The sequence below is a fragment of the Comamonas sp. JUb58 genome, from assembly GCF_004364775.1.
Lineage (GTDB): Bacteria > Pseudomonadota > Gammaproteobacteria > Burkholderiales > Burkholderiaceae_C > Comamonas.
This window is the reverse complement of sequence record NZ_SOAL01000001.1, coordinates 105,071-123,397: the sequence shown is the minus strand read 5'-3', so window position 1 is coordinate 123,397 and position 18,327 is coordinate 105,071. Positions and strand designations below refer to the sequence as shown.

Annotated in this window: 13 protein-coding genes; 11 read left to right on the top strand and 2 right to left on the bottom strand. The window is 66.1% G+C overall.

What is annotated here, in order from left to right; translation table 11 throughout:
- Window positions 1-59 precede the first annotated feature (59 nt).
- A complete protein-coding gene (locus EDF71_RS00560; RefSeq protein WP_133854695.1) occupies window positions 60-1,181 on the bottom strand; it encodes an NADH:flavin oxidoreductase/NADH oxidase in 1,122 nt (373 codons plus the stop codon).
- Window positions 1,182-1,495: 314 nt separating this feature from the next.
- Between EDF71_RS00560 and EDF71_RS00555 the strand changes: the two genes are divergently transcribed.
- The gene (locus EDF71_RS00555; protein ID WP_133854694.1) at window positions 1,496-3,154 is read left to right on the top strand and encodes a ParB/Srx family N-terminal domain-containing protein; all 1,659 of its coding nucleotides are present in this window, start codon (window positions 1,496-1,498) and stop codon (window positions 3,152-3,154) included.
- 91 nt (window positions 3,155-3,245) lie between these two features.
- On the opposite strand, the gene EDF71_RS00550 is transcribed toward EDF71_RS00555, so the two are convergent.
- Window positions 3,246-4,142, bottom strand: coding sequence for a LysR family transcriptional regulator (locus tag EDF71_RS00550; RefSeq protein ID WP_133854693.1), 897 nt, complete (start codon window positions 4,140-4,142; stop codon window positions 3,246-3,248).
- A 188-nt stretch (window positions 4,143-4,330) separates the two neighbouring features.
- Between EDF71_RS00550 and EDF71_RS00545 the strand changes: the two genes are divergently transcribed.
- The 10 genes from EDF71_RS00545 (at window position 4,331) to EDF71_RS00500 (ending at window position 18,325) form a co-directional block, all read left to right on the top strand.
- Window positions 4,331-4,840, top strand: a complete 510-nt coding sequence (locus tag EDF71_RS00545) for a sigma-70 family RNA polymerase sigma factor (protein WP_133854692.1) — start codon at window positions 4,331-4,333, stop codon at window positions 4,838-4,840.
- Entirely contained in the window at window positions 4,837-5,844 is a 1,008-nt protein-coding gene (locus tag EDF71_RS00540; protein WP_243854103.1) for a FecR domain-containing protein, read from the top strand. Before EDF71_RS00545 ends, EDF71_RS00540 begins: the two co-directional genes overlap by 4 nt.
- Before the next feature lie 269 nt (window positions 5,845-6,113).
- Complete coding sequence (locus EDF71_RS00535; RefSeq protein WP_133854994.1) at window positions 6,114-8,429, top strand: TonB-dependent siderophore receptor; 2,316 nt, start codon at window positions 6,114-6,116, stop codon at window positions 8,427-8,429.
- A gap of 99 nt (window positions 8,430-8,528) precedes the next feature.
- The gene (locus tag EDF71_RS00530) at window positions 8,529-9,890 is read left to right on the top strand and encodes a sigma-70 family RNA polymerase sigma factor (protein ID WP_133854691.1); all 1,362 of its coding nucleotides are present in this window, start codon (window positions 8,529-8,531) and stop codon (window positions 9,888-9,890) included.
- Window positions 9,891-10,026: 136 nt separating this feature from the next.
- On the top strand, window positions 10,027-12,513 hold the full coding sequence (locus tag EDF71_RS00525) for a TonB-dependent receptor (RefSeq protein ID WP_133854690.1): 2,487 nt from the start codon (window positions 10,027-10,029) through the stop codon (window positions 12,511-12,513).
- Window positions 12,514-12,718: 205 nt separating this feature from the next.
- Window positions 12,719-13,012, top strand: a complete 294-nt coding sequence (locus EDF71_RS00520; protein ID WP_243854102.1) for a DUF3649 domain-containing protein — start codon at window positions 12,719-12,721, stop codon at window positions 13,010-13,012.
- Window position 13,013: 1 nt separating this feature from the next.
- Complete coding sequence (locus tag EDF71_RS00515) at window positions 13,014-14,714, top strand: PepSY-associated TM helix domain-containing protein (RefSeq protein WP_133854688.1); 1,701 nt, start codon at window positions 13,014-13,016, stop codon at window positions 14,712-14,714.
- A complete protein-coding gene (locus tag EDF71_RS00510; protein ID WP_133854687.1) occupies window positions 14,711-15,058 on the top strand; it encodes a DUF3325 domain-containing protein in 348 nt (115 codons plus the stop codon). The genes EDF71_RS00515 and EDF71_RS00510 overlap by 4 nt, the downstream gene beginning before the upstream one ends.
- An 85-nt stretch (window positions 15,059-15,143) precedes the next feature.
- Window positions 15,144-16,322: an efflux RND transporter periplasmic adaptor subunit gene (locus EDF71_RS00505; protein WP_133854686.1), complete on the top strand. Its 1,179-nt coding sequence runs from the start codon at window positions 15,144-15,146 to the stop codon at window positions 16,320-16,322.
- The gene (locus EDF71_RS00500) at window positions 16,316-18,325 is read left to right on the top strand and encodes an ABC transporter permease (protein ID WP_133854993.1); all 2,010 of its coding nucleotides are present in this window, start codon (window positions 16,316-16,318) and stop codon (window positions 18,323-18,325) included. The genes EDF71_RS00505 and EDF71_RS00500 overlap by 7 nt, the downstream gene beginning before the upstream one ends.
- Window positions 18,326-18,327: the final 2 nt, after the last annotated feature.

Below are 18,327 nucleotides of genomic sequence, written 5' to 3'. Positions count from 1 at the left end.
CCCTGTTGGCCCCCAAGCCTCAGAAAGATCTGCGCGCTAACCGCGCGCAGATTTTCTTTTTAGGCCGCAGCCGCCTGCTTGCCCGCACCACGGTAGCGCTCCAGCCAGTGGGCGTAAGGCGCAGGCAGCACCCAGTCTGGCCGGGCTGCCTTGAGCTGCTGGGCGAGGGTGTAGGGGTAGTGCGGGTTGGCCAGCATCGAGCGGCCCATCATCACCAGCGACATCTGGCCCTCGGCCACCACGCGCTCGGCCAGCTCGGGGTCGTCAATGCCCCAGCTCGATGCCACGGGCAGGCCGGCTTCGCGGCTGACGCGGGCGGCAATCGGGGCCAGGAAGGCGGGCTCGCCCCATGGGATCTGCACGCCGGGGATGACAAAGTTCACGCTGACGTTGAGCAGGTCCAGCCCACCTTCGCGCATGCGGCGCACCAGCTCGATCGATTCGGCCAGGGTTTCTTCATCGCGGCCATCGTATTCAATGACGCCAAAGCGGGCGGTCAGCGGCAGGTTCTCGGGCCAGACTTCGCGCACGGCGGCCAGCGTCTCCAGCGCAAAGCGGGCGCGGTTGTCAAAGCTGCCGCCATAGGCATCCTGGCGCTGGTTGGAGTGGGCCGAGAAAAAGCTCTGCGCCAGGTAGCCATGGGCAAAGTGCAGCTCCAGCCATTTGAAGCCGGCAGCCAGTGCGCGACGCGCGGCGGCGACAAAATCTGCCTTCACGCGCTCGATATCGGCCAGGGTCATCTCACGGGGCACACGACCCAGGTCGCCACCAAAGGCGATGGCCGAGGGGGCAATGGTTTGCCAGGCGCGCGGGTCGCTCTCGGGGATATGGTCGTCGCCTTCCCAAGGGCTGTTGGCGCTGGCCTTGCGGCCGGCGTGCGCAATCTGGATGCCGGGCACAGCGCCTGCGGCCTCGATGCCCGCAGCAATGCGTGCCAGGCCGGGCACATGGGCGTCATCCCAGAGGCCCAGGCAGGCAGGGCTGATGCGGCCATCGGCCGAGACGCCCGTGGCTTCAACAATCACCAGGCCCGCGCCGCCCCGGGCGATCGAGGGGTAGTGCACCTGGTGCCATTCGTTGGTGTAGCCATCGGTGGCGCTGTACTGGCACATCGGAGGCACGGCAATGCGGTTGCGCAGGGTGACGTCTTTGAGCGTAAAGGGGGTAAACAGGGCTGACATGAGAATGCTTGGGGTGAAGAAATAAGGGATGGAACGGCCGCCGAAGCTGCCGCCCGCAGATCGCTTTCAGATCTGCAAGGCGAGAGCTCGCCAGCCCAAACAGGGGCTGCTTCGGCCGTCCATCGCCTGCAATTGAGGTGCTACAGCCATAAATCAAATGCTGGTTTTTTATGGTGGCCATCTGCCTAGCTGATATCAGGCAGGCCCTCTTGCATGCATTGCACAGCAGAGGCCTATTCCGGTTTTGTCATGACGCCGTCAAATTAGCGCCTTAGTGTGGCGGCCTGTTACTGTTTTTAGCCGTCCTCACATTTATGCACCGCCTATTTTTGCCGACTGCCACGCTGGCGCTTGTCGCGGCCACCGCGCCTTCCGTCTATGCCCAAACCACCACCGCTTCGCTGGTCGTGGAGTTTGTGGCCGTCCTGGCCCCAGGCGCTAACGCTACCGCTGCCACGCCCGTGCCACTGGGTCCGCTGGCCGTGCTGTTGAGCGTGCTGGCTATTGCACTGGTGCTGCTGCTGGGCAAGCGCAAAGGCGCAGGCCATTGGTTGAGCCTGCCGGTGCTGGCGATGCTTGCCGTTGCGGGTTTCAGCCAGGCAGACAGCACACAAGCCGAAGCAGTGCAGCGCACGCTGGACCTGCAAACCAGCCCGGCAAAAATCAGTCTGGACCGGGATTTCAGCGAGCGTGTCTTGGTGCGCAACACCACCAAGCAAGCAGTGCGCCTGCAGGGTTTGAGCATCCAAAACGGCAACGCCAGCACGCGTCTGTTTTCCACCAGCGATGACAGCCAGGTGCCAGCCTGCAGCAACGACCTGACCTTGGCGGCCGGCCAATCTTGTTCGATTGATGTGGTGGTGTCCGACAACTTCACACGCCAGACGGGCGAGGTGATGGCCGTCCAACTGAAGGACCTGCATCCCACCCAGCCTTCGGTGGGCTACGACCAGATTTACTACCATCTGGCGCGCAAGCAACCCAACATGGCACGCTTTGCGGCTGGCTCCACCAACTTCAAAGACCAAACGGAAGCGACCGAGCTCAAGCGCGCCAAGGACTATTGCGAAGACACGGGCCGAGGCAGCGCCAGCGACTATGTCGTGGGCCAGGTTTCCTTGATCAACGCGACAGGTTTCAAATGCACGGTGGCCAATAGCGATGTCAGCCCTGACGGCCTCAAAACCGTGGTGGTGGGCCCCAATGGCCAGCTCTACCTGACCGATGGTCACCACACCTTCACGACCCTGTGGGAACTGGCCGATGGTGGCCCAGACCTGACGGTGTATGTGCGCGTCGCAGGCAATTTCAGCGATACGCTAGACCTCAGCAGCTTCTGGCAAAAAATGCAGGCCAACAAGTTCGTCTGGCTGTTCGACAAGGCAGGCGCTGCCATCACGCCAGCACAATTGCCTAGCACCTTGGGCCTGAGCGCCCTGGCGGATGACCCTTATCGCTCCTTGGTCTACCTGACCCGCGACATGGGCTACAGCAACGCACAAGTGCAGGAATTTGCCGAGTTCTACTGGGGCCTGTGGCTGCGCGAAGCAGCGGCTGGCCAAGCTGCCATCGATCTGAGCAAATACAAGCTGATGGACCTCAACGCTGCCGAAGTCAATGTCCAAAACGGCGTTGAACTGGCAGGCGCAGGCAGCACAGACAGCTATGTCGCCGCTGTACGTGATGCAGCTTTCAAGATGCGCAGCGCCGCACCCGGAACGGAAATTTTCCCTGGCTTGACCAACACGGCCATGGGCCAGCTCACACCTACCACAAGCGCCTTGAAGACGAAGGACTGGAACGACACGCTGGAAAAAGAAGTCTGGCGCAGTGACGCCAAAAAATCCGGCGACTACCGCAACGGCGGTAAGGCCTGGTACGCCGTAGGCTGGCGTACCTGCCAAGGCGCTCCAGCGCAGCAGCCTGCATGCTGGAACAACTACACCCAGTCGCCACCCTGGGTAGCGCAATAAGCGAGGCCAGCACCTAAGCCCCGTGGAGCGCCGCAACCTTGGGGTTGGGCGCTCATGTGGCAGTCCAGAGGGCCCCTTCAGGGGCCCTTTCTTATGCCTGGGTAGCGGAAAACAGCAGCTCGCGCAGCCAGCGCTGCGCCGGGTTGTGGTGGCTGCGCTCATGCCAGACCGCCAGCTGGCTGAAGCCCGGCACCTCCACCGGAGGCTTGCAGACCGACAGCCCCTCCATGCCAGCGACCAGGCGGCTGGGCAGCACGGCGACCATGTCGCTGGAGCGCAGGATATCGGGCAGCACCACAAAGCATTTGAGCGACAAAGTCACCTCGCGGCGCTGGCCCAGCTTCTCCAGCGCCTCGTCCACCACGCCGTGGAAGCCGCCGCCTTCGTACGACACCAGCGCATGGTCCAGCGCGCAGAACTGCTTGACGCTGAGCTTGCGTCCCGCAGCCGGGTGGCCTTCGCGCATCACGCAGACATAGTGCTCCTGGAACAGCTGGCGCGCATGCATGTCCTGCGGCGTGTTGTCGCCCGTCAAAAACGCCAGGTCGATATCGCCGCGCTCCAGCTGGCCCTGCACCAGGCGCGGCTCCAGCGGGATCAGCGACACGCGGATGCTGGGTGCCTGGCGCTTCAAGGCCGCCAGAAAAGGCACGGCAATGGCGCGCAGCGCATAGTCGGTCGCGGCGATGCGGAAGGTGAGCCGGGCGGTGCTGGGGTCAAACACCGGTGGCTGCAGCAATGCATCGATCTCGCAGAGCATCTGCTTGATGGGCAAGGCCAGATCCAGCGCGCGCTGCGTGGGCACCATGCCGCGCTGGACGCGCGCAAACAAGGGGTCTGCAAAACTTTCGCGCAGGCGCTGCAGCATGCCGCTCATCGCAGGCTGGGTCAGCCCCAGCCTGCCGGCAGCACGGGTCACGCTGCGCTCATCGAGCAGCGCATCCAGGGCCTTGAGCAGGTTGAGGTCCATCTTCTTGATATCTCGCATGCTTATCACAACTCTCAGATAGCTAAATTTGGCTGATATTGTGCTGGGCCTGTTTTGCCGCTGCTGCGCTATGGGTATGGGGCGGGGCAGCGCTGCTGCAGGTGCCAACAGGGTCAAATACGCCTGGTTACAATGCGAGTAATTCCTATTTGCATTGTCTATGGGCCTGTTCGCAGGCCCCCAGCCCTATGTCCAGCGCCGAACCTTCCCTGCACTCCGAAGTTGCCACGCTCTATGCCGACCACCATGGCTGGCTGCAGACCTGGCTGCGCCGCAAGCTGGGTGATGTACACCAGGCGGCCGATCTGGCGCAGGACACCTTTATGCGCCTGCTCTGCCGTGAGGAGCCGGTGCAGGCGCGCGAGCCCCGGGCTTTGCTGACCACGGTGGCCCAGCGCGTGCTGGCCAACCACTACCGGCGCCAGCAGCTCGAACGCGCCTACCTGGAGGCGCTGGCCCTGGTGCCGCAGGCCACGGCCATCTCGCCCGAAGAGCGGGCGCTGCTCTTGGAGGCGCTTGACGAGGTCGACCGCATGCTCGATGGACTGCCCGCGCCGGTACGCCGGGCTTTTTTGATGGCCCAGCTCGATGGCATGAAGCAGGCCGAGATTGCGCTGGCGCTGGGTGTGTCGCTGACCACCGTCAAGCGCTACCTGCTGCAGGCGGGCATGCGCTGCTTTTTTGCGGTGGCGCCATGATGGGCGCCGCTGGTTTGACCGTGCCGCCCGAGGTGGCGCGCAGCGCGGTGGAATGGTGGCTGCAGCAGCAAGAGGGCGCGCTGAATGAGGGCCAGCGCCAAGCCTGGCAGGCCTGGCGGGATGCCGATCCCCTGCATGAACAGGCCTGGCAGCACCTGGCCCGGGTCAACGACAAGCTCAACGCCTTGGCCGCACCCGGTGGCAGGGGCAGTGCCGAGGTGGCCAGGGCGGCCTTGGCACCCCGGGGCTCGGCCCGCCGCCGCCGGGTGGTGCAGACCCTGGCCGTGCTGGTGTTTGGTGGTGCGGTGGCCTGGCAGGCCGAGCAGCAACTGCCTTGGCGGCGCTGGACTGCCGATGTGCAGACCGCCCGGGGCGAGCGCAAGCGCATGCGTCTGGACGACGGCACCCAGCTGGTGCTGAACGGCGCAACGGCCTTGAACATCGACTACAGCGCAGGCCTGCGCCGCTTGCGCTTGGTTGAAGGCGAGGTGCTGATCACCACCGCGCCCGATAGCCAGCAACCCGCCCGCGACTTTGTGGTGCAGACGCGCGAAGGCTTGGCGCAGGCGCTGGGTACGCGTTTTTCGGTTCGCAGCCTGGCGGGTAGAGGCAGTCTGGTGGCTGTGTTTGAGGGTGCTGTACGCCTGAGCCCGGCCCACAACGGGGGCGGCGGGCAGCTGCTGCAGGCCGGCTTTAGCGCGGTGCTGCAAGCGCAGTCGGTATCGGCACCGCAGGCGGCGTATGAAGACAGCCTGGCCTGGACCGACGGCATGCTGGTGGCACGTGGCATGGCACTGGCCGATATGCTGGCTGCGCTGCAGCCCTACAGCGCCGAGCGCCTGGTCTGCGACCCGGCGGTGGCGGGCCTGCGCATGTCGGGCAGCTACCCGCTGGCCGATGTGGCGCGGGTGCTGGCCACGCTCGATGCCTTGCCAGGTTTGCGGGTGCGCCGCCTGGTGCGCTGGTGGGGGCAGCGCGAAGTGGTGGTCGAGAAGGCCGGTTAGCCACGCGCGCAGCAGGGATCAAATACTTTTTTCAAATATTTTGGGCTCAGCCTGGTCTGTTTTGCTTTCTCGCGGGACATGTCAAAGGAAAGCGGCATGGCGCCGTCTTGCACGGCGCTCCTGCCACCCGTCCTCTTTTCTTTGTGATCACCATGGCCAAGTCTTCTGTCCACCCGCGTCCCGCTGCCGGGCTGTCTGCGTTGAGCGCTTCTTCCGCGACCCATGTCTGGGCCTGCCGCAGCCTGGTGCTGGCGCTGGCCTGTGCCGGCATGGCCAGCAGCCATGCCCAGCCCGCTGCTGCATCTCAGGCCGTGGGGGCCAGCCGCAGCTACCAGATCCCGGCCGGCGCACTCGAAGATGCGCTGAACCGCTTTGGGCGCGAATCGGGCCTGCTGCTGTCTTTCACGCAAGCGCAGGTCCAGGGCTTGCGCAGCGCGGGCCTGCAGGGCAGCTATGCGCCGGATGAAGCACTGCAGCGCCTGCTGGCCGGCACCGGCCTGGCCCTGCAGCGCACCGCCGCTGGCGCCTATATCTTGCAAGCCGCGCCGCGCCCGGCCGTGGCACCCGCCAGCGCCGGCCAGGCGGGCGATACCACCTTGCCGGCAGTCACGGTGACCTCGCAGCGCGGCCAGGCGCAGCAGGGCTATGCCAGCCCCGGCCCCGTGTCTGCCACCAAGCTGGGCACCAGCCTGATGGAGACGCCGCGCAGCATCTCGGTCGTGAGCCAGGCGCAGCTGCAGGCCCAGGCGCCCAAGAGCATCGAGCAGGCGCTGTCCTATACACCTGGCGTGGCCACCGAGGTCACCGGCGCCGATGTGCGCATGACGGGCGCCATCATCCGGGGCTTCAGCGATGGCAGCTCGTACTACAAGGATGGGCTGCGCCAGTTTGCCGCCGGCACCTATGGCTCCTGGAACGACGAGATCGACGAGATCGAGAGCCTGGAGGTCATCAAGGGCCCCGCCTCCATGCTGTTTGGCCAAGGCCGGCCCGGTGGTGTCATCCATGTGCTGTCCAAACGGCCCGAGGCGGACCATGTCAACAGCGTGGGCGCCTCGTATGGGCGCTACCACCGCGCCCAGCTCACGGCCGATCTGGGCGGCGCGCTGGATGCCGACGGCAAGCTGCTCTACCGCTTGAACCTCAAGGGCCGCGACAGCGATGGCCGCTCCATCGGATCGCGCGACGACCGCCTGGCCATTGCGCCATCCTTGCTGTGGAATATCTCCAACCAGACCCAGCTGACGGTGCTGGCCAATTACTCACGCGAACGCAGCACGCCCAAGCCCTGGTGGCCCAGCCTGTTCACTTATCCGCAGATCAAGCAGCTGTCGCCCAAGCTGACGGCAGGCGACCCGGCGTTTGACCGCTTTGACCGCGACACGCGCTCGCTGGGCTATGCGTTCTCGCACCAGACCGACAGCGGCTGGACCCTGACGCAGAACCTGCGCTACTCCACGATCGACATCGACTACCGCCACATCTATGCGATGGATGTGCTGGCTGATGGCGACAGCGTGACCCGCGCCAACCTGGCCCAGCGCACCAAGGGCAAAACTCTGGCGATGGACAGCCGGGCGCAGAAGGACCTGCGCTGGGGCGATGTGGAGCACCGCATGGCCTGGGGCGTCGATATCACCAAGTACAAGGAGCGCGGCGGCCTGGGCTTTGGCTGGGATGTGCCCAACCTCAGCCTGAGCGCGCCCGTCTATGGCCAGTCCATCGCGGTGCCTGAGCTCGAAGACAGCAACAGCGACCTGCGCCAGACCGGTATCTACACCCTCAACCAGTTCAAGCGCGGGCCCTGGATTGCCAACCTCAGCCTGCGCCATGATGTGGCCCGCACCACGCAGAACAGCAGCACCCAGCCACGCATGCGCGACAACGCCACCACCGGCAGCGTGGGCCTGCTCTACCAGATGGCCAATGGCCTGGCGCCGTATGCCAGCTACGCGAGCTCGTTCGACCCGACCACCGGCCTGGCCTTTGATGGCAGTGCTTTTGCACCGCGCAAGGGCAAGCAGTACGAGGTCGGCATCAAGTACCAGCCGCCCGGCAGCAAGAGCGTGGTTACCGCCTCGGTGTTTGACCTGCGCCAGACCAATGTGACCACCCAGGACCCGGACCACCCTCGCTTCAGCGTGCAGACCGGCGAGGTGCGCTCCACCGGCTTTGAGCTGGAAGCGCAGATGGCCCTCACGCCAGAAGTGCAGGGCATGCTTGGCTACACCTACCTGGACCCGCGCACCACCCAAAGCAACCGGCCAGCTGAGATCGGCCAGCAAACCTTGCAGACCTCGCGCCACATGGCCAGCCTCTGGCTGGACTACCGCCCGCGCAGCCTGCCGGGCGTGATGGTGGGGGCTGGCCTGCGCTACAAGGGCCGCTCGCCCTATAACCTGGCCTCCAATGGCAGCCCGAACTACAACGACGCGGTGACCGTGGCCGATCTGGCGCTGGCCTATGAAACACCCCAGTACCGCATGGCGCTCAACGTCAACAACCTCTTCAACAAGACCTACTATGCGGGCATCTTCCGTGGCGTGGACCGTGAGGCGACTGTGAGCTTCAAGTACTTCTTCTAAGTACGCGTAGTGATAAAAGCGCCGCTCCTGGGGCAGAGGACAGAAAATCAGTATGGCTATTGAGAATGATTCTCTTTACATGGCTTATGATCCAGCCCCATGGAATTGTCAGCCTCCTTCACCCGCGCGCTATTGACCGGCTTTGACCGGGCCTATGCCGACCTGGTGCGGGTGGCGACGCGCAGCACCGGCAGCCGCGACGAGGCAGGCGAGCTGGTGCATGAGACCTGGCTCAAGCTGGCCGAGCATGCCCAGGCCAGTGGCCAGGCGGAGGCCGCGGGCGACCAGCCCGATGACACCACGGCCTACCTGGCGGTGATGACCCAGCACCTGGCGCTGGACGCGCACCGCCGCCGCCAGCGCCACGGCCGCTATGTGGAAGGCGCTGTGCTGCAGGAGCAGCTGGCGCCCAGCCATGCGCCGGATGTGGCCGATTCCGTGATGTACCGCCAGGCGCTGGCGGTGCTGGAGACGGCACTGGCCGGCCTGCCCGAGCGCAGCCGCGCCGCCTTTGTGGCCCACCGCATCCATGGCGACAAGCAGCCGCTGATTGCCGAGCGCTTGGGCGTATCGCTGAACACCATCGAGCGCGATCTGATCCAGGCCAGTGCCTGTGTGGAAGATGCGTTGCAGCGCTGGCGCGGCAACCAGCTGGGCAGCGCCCGGCGTGCCGGCCGGCGCCGCAGCCTGGCCGCGCTGCTGAGTTTTGCCGGTGTGGGCCTGGGCGGTCATCTGGGCTGGCAGCAGTGGCAGCTTTACCGCCAGCAGCATGTGCAGTGGCAGGCCAGCTGGCAGAGCCCACGCGGCCAGCAGGTGCGGCATGCGCTGCCCGATGGCTCCAGCCTGCTGCTCGATGCTCTCAGCCAGGCGCAGCTGCAGTATTTTGCGGCGCGCCGATCGGTGCAGCTGCTGCAAGGTGCGGCCTTTTTTGACGTGGCGCGTGATGAGAGCCGGCCTTTTGAGGTGCAGGCGGCCGGCCTGCGCATCACGGTGCTGGGCACACGCTTTGGTGTGGAGATCACGCCGATGGGCCGGGGGCCCAGCCGGGTCAGCGTGCAGGTGGAATCGGGCCGGGTGCGTGTGGAGCCGATGGCCGAGGGCGACGCCATCGAAACGCCGCAGGATGATGGCTTTGTGCATACGCTGGAGGCCGGACAGGCGCTGCAGTGGGCGGCGGGCGACCGCAGCCCCGAGTTGTCGTCCGTGGAGTCGGCTGCTTCCTGGCGCCATGGCGAGCTGGTGTTCCAGCATGCCACCCTGGGCCAGGCACTGGAGCGGCTGGCGCGCTATGCGCCGTTTGCGATGGAAGCCACGCCGGATGCAGCGCGCCTGCCGCTCAGCGGCCGGGTACGTATTGCGCAGGCCCAGGCCTGGATTCAGGCACTGCCCCGGGCCTTGCCGGTGCAGGTGCAGCCGCAAAGCGATGGCAGCCTGCTGCTCAGCCGCCGCAGCCGGTCTTGATGGAGCAGGGCACGGTATGGCACTGCACTACGCGGGCTGCGGCAGCCGCGATCCAATTATTTTTCAGGAACTTTCAGGGCCGATCGTCCTTGTGGTGAGCGTTTGCTTTCACCCCATCTTCACAAGGACGATTTTCATGCCTTCATTGCTTTTCCGTGCCCGGCACACACCGCTGGCCCATGCCGCACTCTTGCTGGTTCTGGCGCTGCCGCTGCAGGGCGCACTGGCGCAAACCGGCGCCCCGGCGCAGACCCAGCGCTTTGACATGGCCGCCCAGCCGCTGGCCGCTGCGCTGGACCAGTTTGCCCGCCAGGCCGGCCTGCAGCTGGTGTTTGCCCCCGAGCTGGCTACCGGCCGCCAAGCCCCTGCTCTGCATGGCCAGCTGCCGCTGCGCGAGGCGCTCGACAGCCTGCTCAAGAACAGCGGCCTGCATGGCCGCATGCAGGATGGCACCTTGACGGTAGAGACGGCGCCCACGCGCGAGAGCACCTTGGCCGAGGTGCGGGTGCAGGCGCGCCGCGCGATAGACGGCACCACGGAAGACACCGGCTCCTACACCAGCCGGGTGACCAGCATTGCCTCCAAGTCTGACCTGGCTTTCCGCGAGATTCCGCAGTCGGTATCGGTGGTGACGCGGGCGCAGCTCGATGACCGCCGCCTGACCGAGGTGCGCGATGCGCTGGCCGCCACGCCGGGCATCACGACGACCTTGACCAATGCCGAGGCCGCGAACTTCTTCTCGCGCGGCTTCCAGATCGACAGCATGCAGGTCGATGGTGGCGCGCCGCTGAACATCTCCAACTTCACCTACAGCGCCGCGCAGAACATGGATTTCTACGACCGGGTCGAGGTGATGCGGGGCGCATCCGGCCTGCTGGGTGGCGTGGGCGATCCGGGCGGCATCATCAACATCGTGCGCAAAAAACCCTTGGCTGAGCCGCGTGTGACGGTGCAGCAGTCGCTGGGCAGCTGGAACAACTACCGCAGCATGCTCGATGTGACCGGGCCGCTGGCGCTTGAAGGCCGGGTGCGTGGCCGGGCTGTGGTGTCCTATACCGACAGTGACTCCTTCATCGATATCAAGCACCAACGCTCGCCCCAGTTCTACGGCATCATCGAGGCCGATCTGAGCCCCGACACCTTGCTGACTGCAGGCCTGAGCCGCGCCAACATCCGCATGCGCGGCGAGGGCGGTGGCGATGTGCCGCGCTACAACGATGGCAGCGACATCGGCCTGCCGCGCAACACCAGCTTGACCCAGCCGTGGTCCACCGGCTTTACCCAGAACTCCGAGCTGTTTGCCGCGCTGGAGCACAGGCTGAACCCGAACTGGCGCGCCAAGCTGAACGTGACCCGCACCTCGTCCGACTACGACGGAACCACTGCCTTTGGCTATGGCGCACTGGACCGTGAAACCGGCACCGGCGTGACCTGGAACGGCGGCGGCCACTACCTGTACAAGAACACCCAGACCGTGGTGGATGCCAGCCTGTCGGGCAACTTCTCGCTGCTGGGGCGCACCCATGAGCTGGTGCTGGGCGTGGATCGCCAGAGCGTTGAGAGCTTCTGGAATGTGGGCTACTCCAGCGATCCATCAGGCGTGGTGCCGATTGATGTGTTCAACCCCGGCAGCTGGCAGCCAGCGGCGGCGGGCCCGGTCTCGCGCCGCTACAACCCCTGGGGGCAAAAGCAGCTGGGCGGCTATGGCGTGCTGCGCCTGCACCCCACGGACCGGCTGCATGTCATCCTGGGTGGGCGCTACGCCAAGTACAAGTTCAACCAGGTGTATGAGTCGATGGATGCGGCCGGCAACTGGGAGCTGGCATCGGGCAGCCGCTTCAGCGAGCCGGGCAAGTTCAGCCCCTATGGCGGCGTGATCTATGACCTGAATGGCCAATGGTCTGCCTACCTGAGCTATGCCTCCATCCTCAAGCCGCAGGCGCTGTCCAAGTCGGGCCCACCGCCCGGCGATTCGCTGGCGCCTGTTAAGGGCAAGAGCTATGAGGCCGGCCTCAAGGGCGAGCTGATGGAGGGCAAGCTCAATGCCACCTTCAGTGTCTTCAATGTGGAGCGCACGGGCACAGCCGTGCTCGACACGCGCTACCCCAGCAACCACGAGGAATGGTCGGGCAACTGCTGCTACCTGCCACAGGGCCGGGTCACCAGCCGGGGCTTTGATGTGGAAGTGGGCGGCGAGCTGCGTCCGGGCTGGCAGGCCTCGGCGGGCTACACCTATGTTTCCACCCGCGATGAGACCGAGGGTGCGCCTTTCAGCAGCATCACGCCGCGCCATCTGCTCAAGCTGAGCACCGCCTACACCTTGCCGGGCGAGTTGTCTGCCTGGCGCGTGGGGGCCAGCGCCCACATCCAGAGCAAGCACTATGTGAAAGACACCTTGTATGACGCGGACTGGAACCCGGTGCGCAGCTATGACTTCACCCAAGGCGGCTACGCCGTGTGGAATGCCATGCTGCAGTACAAGGTCGACCCGCGCTGGACGGTGACCTTGAACATCAACAACCTGTTCGACAAGACCTACTACCAGTCGGTGGGTTATGCGAGCGGCAGCAACTACTACGGCAGCCCGCGCAGCGCGATGCTTACTTTGCGGGGGACCTTCTAAACAATAAAAGCGCCGGGCCGCTGGCTTGAACCAGCACCGTTTGAGGGCCCACCCGCTGTCACAGGCGGGAGGATCCTCGACAGGTGCTTACAAACCAAATGGCCCTTTTTCGCATCTCGTTTGTCATGTAAGAGGAGGGGCCTGAAAAGGCCCATTGGCGACTTAAAAAATTGTTTACCCCGCAACCACCACGATGTCCCTAACCATGAACCCCATTTCTAACGCACCCAGCGCCCACCCGGGCCTGTCCGTCCTGAGCCGCTTGCTGGCCGCCGTGTTCGGCGGCTACCTGCTGGCCAGCGCCTTGGCCGTCTTCCTGGCGGCCGTGCTGCCGGCTGCCCGGGCCGAGGCCGTGCTGGCCGGCATGCAGTGGAGCTTCGCGCTGCATGCGCTGGCGGCGGTGTGGGCGTTCTCGCCGGTCTCGCCGGGTAAGGTCTGGCTGGGGATTGCACTGCCCAGCGCACTGCTGGCAGCTGGCGCCTTGGTGCTGGGACGCTGACATGGGCAAGACCGTGATCGACAAGCGGCCGGGCAGCGGCGCAGGGCGGGGCGGGTTTCGCCAGGCGCAGGCCTGGCTGCATACCTGGTGCGGGCTGTGGTTCTCCTGGCTGCTGTATGCGGTGTTCCTGACCGGCACCCTGGCGGTGTTCCAGGAGGCGATTGGCCACTGGATGACGCCTGAGCACCATGCCGAGGAAGCGGCGCATGAGGCCGAGCAGGCGGCTGTCGAGGCCGCAGGCCTGGCCTCCAGCCGGGGCCAGCGCCTGGCCTGGGGCGCGGCCTTTATGGAGAAGTACCACCAGGGCGCCGAGATGTGGGAGATCTGGCCCACCGATGCCAAGGGCGGCGGCGACCTGAAGGTCTACTGGTTTGACCAGAAGCGCCAGTATGCCGATGCCGAGCTGGACACCCGCACGGGAGAACCTTTGGATGAGCACCACCATGGCGCGATGCGGGCCACGATGGGCGGCGAGCATTTTGTGCATTTCCACTACGAGCTGCATGCCGGCCAGGCCGGGCTGTGGGTGGTCGGTGTTGCCGGCATGGCCATGCTGGTGGCGCTGCTCAGCGGCGTGATTACGCACAAGCGGATTTTTCAGGACTTTTTCACCTTCCGTGCCCGCAAGGGCCAGCGCAGCTGGCTGGATGCGCACAATGCCGTGGCGGTGTTGACCCTGCCATTCCAGCTGATGATTGCCTACACCGGCATTGCGATATCGGCGCTGACCTTTATGCCCGCCGGCATCTGGAGCCAGTACGGCACGGCGCCCGGCGCCGTCCAGACCTTTGCGGCCGAGCTGGGCGAGCCCGGCAAGCCGCCACGCTCGGGCGAGCCCATGGCGGTGCCCGATCTGGAAAGCTTTGCCGCACGTGGCCAGGCACTGATCGGCCAGCCCGTGCGTGCCGTGGTGGTGAACCACCCTGGCGATGCAGCCGCGCGCGTTGGCATCTACGGCTGGAACAGCGATGCCGATGCCGACAAGCGCCTGAGCCCCAATACCGGCATGGCCATGTTCTCGGCCGCCAGCGGCGAGCTGCTGCAGCTGCGCATGCCGGGTGAGGCCGAAGGCGGTGGTGCATCGCTCGCCCAGTCGGTGATGGGCGGGCTGCACATGGTCAAGTCTGGCGGGTGGGTGATGAAGTGGCTGTACTTTGTCTGCGGCCTGGCAGGCACCGCCATGATGGCCACCGGCGCCATCCTGTTTGTCGTCAAGCGCCGCAGCAAGCACATGGGGGAGTTTGGCAGCGCCACGGCCACCGTCTACCGCTTGATCGAGGGGCTGAATGTGGCGGCCATTGCCGGCCTGGGTGTGGCCTGCATTGGCTACCTCTGGGCCAACCGCCTGCTGCCGCTGGAGCTGCCGCTGCGCGCGCAGTGGGAGCTGGGCGTCTTCTTTGGGCTGTGGCTGGCCGCGCTGCTGCATGGCCTGCTGCGCGCTCCGGCCAAGGCCTGGCTGGAGCAGATGGCGCTGCTGGCTGCCCTCTGCCTGCTGCTGCCGGTGCTGAATGCGGTGACCGTGGGCGACCATTGGCCGGCGCAACTGCTGCGCGGCGATTGGGAAAGCGCCGGCGTGGAGCTGGGCGCCTGGGCTTTTGGCCTGGCCGCCGTCTGGGCCTGCCGGGTGCTGGGGCGCCGCCGCGCGCTGGTCGCGGGCAAGGCAGCATCTTCAACCGCTAACAAGCTACAGGTGGGCGCATGAACAGTTGGCAAGCATCCGGATACGCATTGGCGCTGGCCTTTGCCGGCATGACGGCCCTGGCCTTTGCGATGGACCGCCACCATGAGCAGCTGACGGGCGAGCGAGACATACCGCTGCGGCGCAGCCGCTTGCTGCGCCTGCTGGGCAGCCTGCTGCTGGCGGCCGCCGTGCTGCCCAGCGTGGGCGGTTGGGGCGCCACCGTGGGCGTGGTGGCCTGGCTGGGTTGGATATCTGCAGGGGCACTGGTCGCTGTGTTGTGGATTGCGGCTGCGCCGCGCTGGGCGGCGCGTGCAGCGGCTGCGCTGGCGCCGCTGGCCTTGTTGGGTTTGTGGTGGTGGGCTTGACGGCCTGCAAATGAATAACTGGGGGAGCTATGGTGGGGGAAGCAATGAAGGGTGTGCAGAAGAACGTGGCTGAGGGAGCGATCTCATGAAGGCCTCGCGCGTAGGAGTAACCGTGGTCGCCGTTGCGGCGGTGGTGGCAGGGGCGGTGCTATGGTGGTCGGGCCGCCCGGCCATGGCTTACCAGAGCGAGCCGGTGGCGCGCCAGGATATCGAGGCCACGGTGACAGCAATTGGCACCTTGCAGCCGCGCAGCTATGTGGATGTGGGCGCCCAGGTTTCGGGCCAGATCCTGAAGCTGAAGGTGGAGCCTGGTGCCGAGGTGGCCAAGGGCGATCTGCTGGTGGAGATTGACCCCAGCGTGCAGCGCGCGACGGTGGATGCAGGCCGCGCCTCGTTGGCGGGCCTGCGCGCCCAGCTGGCCGAGCAGCAGGCCCAGCACCGGCTGGCGGGCCAGCAGCTGCAACGCCAGCAGCAGCTGAGCGCACACGAGGCCACGCGCGAGGAAGACCTGCAGACCGCCCAGGCCAACCTGGCCATGGCCGTGGCGCGCATGGATCACCTCAAGGCCCAGATCAGCCAGACCCAGGCATCGCTGAAGGCCGATGAGGCACGCCTGGGTTACACCCGCATCTATGCACCGATGGCGGGCACCGTGGTGTCGGTCGAGGCACGCGAGGGCCAGACCCTGAACGCGACCTACCAGACGCCCAATATCCTGCGCATTGCCGATCTGTCGGCGATGACGGTCTGGACCGAGGTGTCCGAAGCCGATGTTCGCCGCGTCAAGGAAGGCATGCCCGTCTACTTCACCACCCTGGGGGGTGCTGGCCAGACCAAGCCCCGGCGCTGGAAGGGCCAGGTGCGCCAGGTGCTGCCCGCGCCCGCCGCCAGCCAGGCCCAGCCGGCCGGCAATGCGCAAACGCCGGCACCCGCCACCAAGGCCGTGGCCTATACCGTGCTGTTTGACGTGGGCAATGACGACGCTGAGCTGATGCCGCAGATGACGGCACAGGTGGTGTTTGTCAGCGCCAGTGCCAGCCAGGCGCTGGCGGTGGCGCTGACGGCGGTGGAGGAAGACAAGGCCCGCGAAGGCGCCCACGTGGCCCGGGTGCTGGATGCCAACGGCCAACCCCAGACCCGCAGCGTGAAGGTGGGCATACGCAGCCGCCACCAGGTGGAAGTGCTGGAAGGTCTGGCCGAAGGCGAGAAGGTCGTCATCGGCGAGACCGCGCTGGAGCGTGGCCCCAGGTGGCTGCAATGGTGAGCGGCCCGGTTGACGCAAACCAGCCACTGATCGCACTGCGGGGCATTCGCAAACACTATGGCGACCCCGCCAGCGGCCAGCCGCTGGTGACCGTGCTGCATGGCATTGACCTGGATATCTACGCGGGCGAATTTGTGGCTGTCGTGGGCAGCTCGGGCTCGGGCAAGTCCACCTTGATGAACATCCTGGGCTGCCTGGACCGGCCCAGCGATGGCAGTTACCACTTCCAGGGCCAGGATGTGGCGCAGTTTGACTCGGACGCGCTGGCCTGGCTGCGGCGCGAGGCCTTTGGCTTTGTCTTTCAGGGCTACCACCTGATCGCCAGCGAAAGCGCCAGTGAGAACGTGGAGATGCCGGCGATCTACTCTGGCCTACCCAAGGAAGAACGGGTGCAGCGCGCCCAGGGCCTGCTGCAGCGCCTGGGCCTGGGCGAGCGCCTGGGCAACCGGCCCAACCAGCTCTCGGGCGGGCAGCAGCAGCGCGTGTCGATCGCGCGGGCGCTGATGAATGGCGGCCACATCATCCTGGCCGACGAGCCCACCGGCGCACTCGACTCGCACAGCGGCGCCGAGGTGATGGCGCTGCTGCGCGAGCTGGCCGCTGCCGGCCACACCATCATCCTGATCACCCACGACCGCGATGTGGCAGCGCAGGCGCAACGCGTCATCGAGATCAGCGACGGCCGCGTTGTGGGCGACAGCGCCAGCCAGCCTGCAACGGCGGCAACCACTGCAACCATCGCACAAGGCGAGGGCACACGCATGGAGCTGGCGCCGGTGCCCCAGGGCGGCAGTGCCTCGGCCGCGCCACTGGTGGCCGAGCTGTTGGAGGCCGCACGCTCGGCCTGGCGGGGCATGCGCCTCAACCGGGTGCGCACCAGTCTGACCTTGCTGGGCATTGTGATTGGCGTGGTCTCGGTGATCGTGATGCTGGCCATTGGCGAAGGCGCGCGGCGCAAGGTGGTCGAGCAGATGGGCACTATGGGCACGGCGATCCTCTACATGGGCAGCAAGCCGCCAGCGACCGGCGGGCCGGCAGGCCAGATAACAGAAGAAGACCTCGATGCCTTGCGCGAGCTGCCCGAGATACGGCGCGTGATGCCGGTGATTGGCGACCCCATCACCGTGCGCTATGGCAATGCCGACAAGCAGGTCTATGTGTTTGCCGCCAGCGAAGAAATGCCGCTGGTACACCACTGGAAGCCCAAGCTGGGCCGCTACTACACGGACACCGAGGACCGCGATCTGGCGCCGCTGGTGGTGCTGGGCCACAAGGCGCACAAGCACTTCTTCCCCGACACCCCCAACCCGCTGGGGCGGCAGCTGATCATCGGCACCTCGGCCTTCGAGGTGATTGGCGTGATGAGCGAGCGCGGGGCGGATTCGGGCGCGCAGGACTATGACGACATGGTCTTCATCCCCTACCAATCGGGCCGGGCACGCGTCTACCAGGCGCAGACCCAGCCGGACTATGTGGTGGTCGAGGCCATGTCCTCCGAGGTGGTCAACGAGGCCGAGACGGCCATCCACCGCGTGCTGCTGGCACGCCATGGCGGCCGCGAAGACTTTGGCATCGGCAATGCCGCCGCACGCATCCAGGCCGAGGCGGCCACGCGCCAGAGCATGGCGGTGATGCTGGGGCTGATTGCTGCGGTGTCGCTGGTGGTGGGCGGCATTGGCGTGATGAATGTGATGCTGATGACGGTGCGCGAGCGCACGCGGGAGATCGGCATCCGCATGGCCGTGGGTGCGCGGCAGAGCGACATCCTGCGCCAGTTCTTGACCGAAGCCAGCCTGGTGACCCTGTCGGGTGGCACCGTGGGCCTGGTGGTGGGCGCCTTGGTAGGTGCCGTGCTGGTGCTGGCCGGTGTGCCGGTGGTGTTTTCCATCCGGGCCATGGCCGGTGCCTTTGCCTGTGCGGTGGTCACCGGTCTGGTGTTTGGTTATATGCCGGCCAAGACGGCCGCGCGCCTGGACCCAGTGCGGGCCCTGGCAGGAGAGTGAGT

Excerpts from the sequence above, each read along its gene's own strand:
- EDF71_RS00560 (WP_133854695.1), bottom strand. The coding sequence starts at position 1,181 with ATGTCAGCCCTGTTTACCCCCTTTACGCTCAAAGACGTCACCCTGCGC.
- EDF71_RS00555 (WP_133854694.1), top strand. The coding sequence starts at position 1,496 with ATGCACCGCCTATTTTTGCCGACTGCCACGCTGGCGCTTGTCGCGGCC.
- EDF71_RS00550 (WP_133854693.1), bottom strand. The coding sequence starts at position 4,142 with ATGCGAGATATCAAGAAGATGGACCTCAACCTGCTCAAGGCCCTGGAT.
- EDF71_RS00545 (WP_133854692.1), top strand. The coding sequence starts at position 4,331 with ATGTCCAGCGCCGAACCTTCCCTGCACTCCGAAGTTGCCACGCTCTAT.
- EDF71_RS00540 (WP_243854103.1), top strand. The coding sequence starts at position 4,837 with ATGATGGGCGCCGCTGGTTTGACCGTGCCGCCCGAGGTGGCGCGCAGC.
- EDF71_RS00535 (WP_133854994.1), top strand. The coding sequence starts at position 6,114 with ATGGCCAGCAGCCATGCCCAGCCCGCTGCTGCATCTCAGGCCGTGGGG.
- EDF71_RS00530 (WP_133854691.1), top strand. The coding sequence starts at position 8,529 with ATGGAATTGTCAGCCTCCTTCACCCGCGCGCTATTGACCGGCTTTGAC.
- EDF71_RS00525 (WP_133854690.1), top strand. The coding sequence starts at position 10,027 with ATGCCTTCATTGCTTTTCCGTGCCCGGCACACACCGCTGGCCCATGCC.
- EDF71_RS00520 (WP_243854102.1), top strand. The coding sequence starts at position 12,719 with ATGAACCCCATTTCTAACGCACCCAGCGCCCACCCGGGCCTGTCCGTC.
- EDF71_RS00515 (WP_133854688.1), top strand. The coding sequence starts at position 13,014 with ATGGGCAAGACCGTGATCGACAAGCGGCCGGGCAGCGGCGCAGGGCGG.
- EDF71_RS00510 (WP_133854687.1), top strand. The coding sequence starts at position 14,711 with ATGAACAGTTGGCAAGCATCCGGATACGCATTGGCGCTGGCCTTTGCC.
- EDF71_RS00505 (WP_133854686.1), top strand. The coding sequence starts at position 15,144 with ATGAAGGCCTCGCGCGTAGGAGTAACCGTGGTCGCCGTTGCGGCGGTG.
- EDF71_RS00500 (WP_133854993.1), top strand. The coding sequence starts at position 16,316 with ATGGTGAGCGGCCCGGTTGACGCAAACCAGCCACTGATCGCACTGCGG.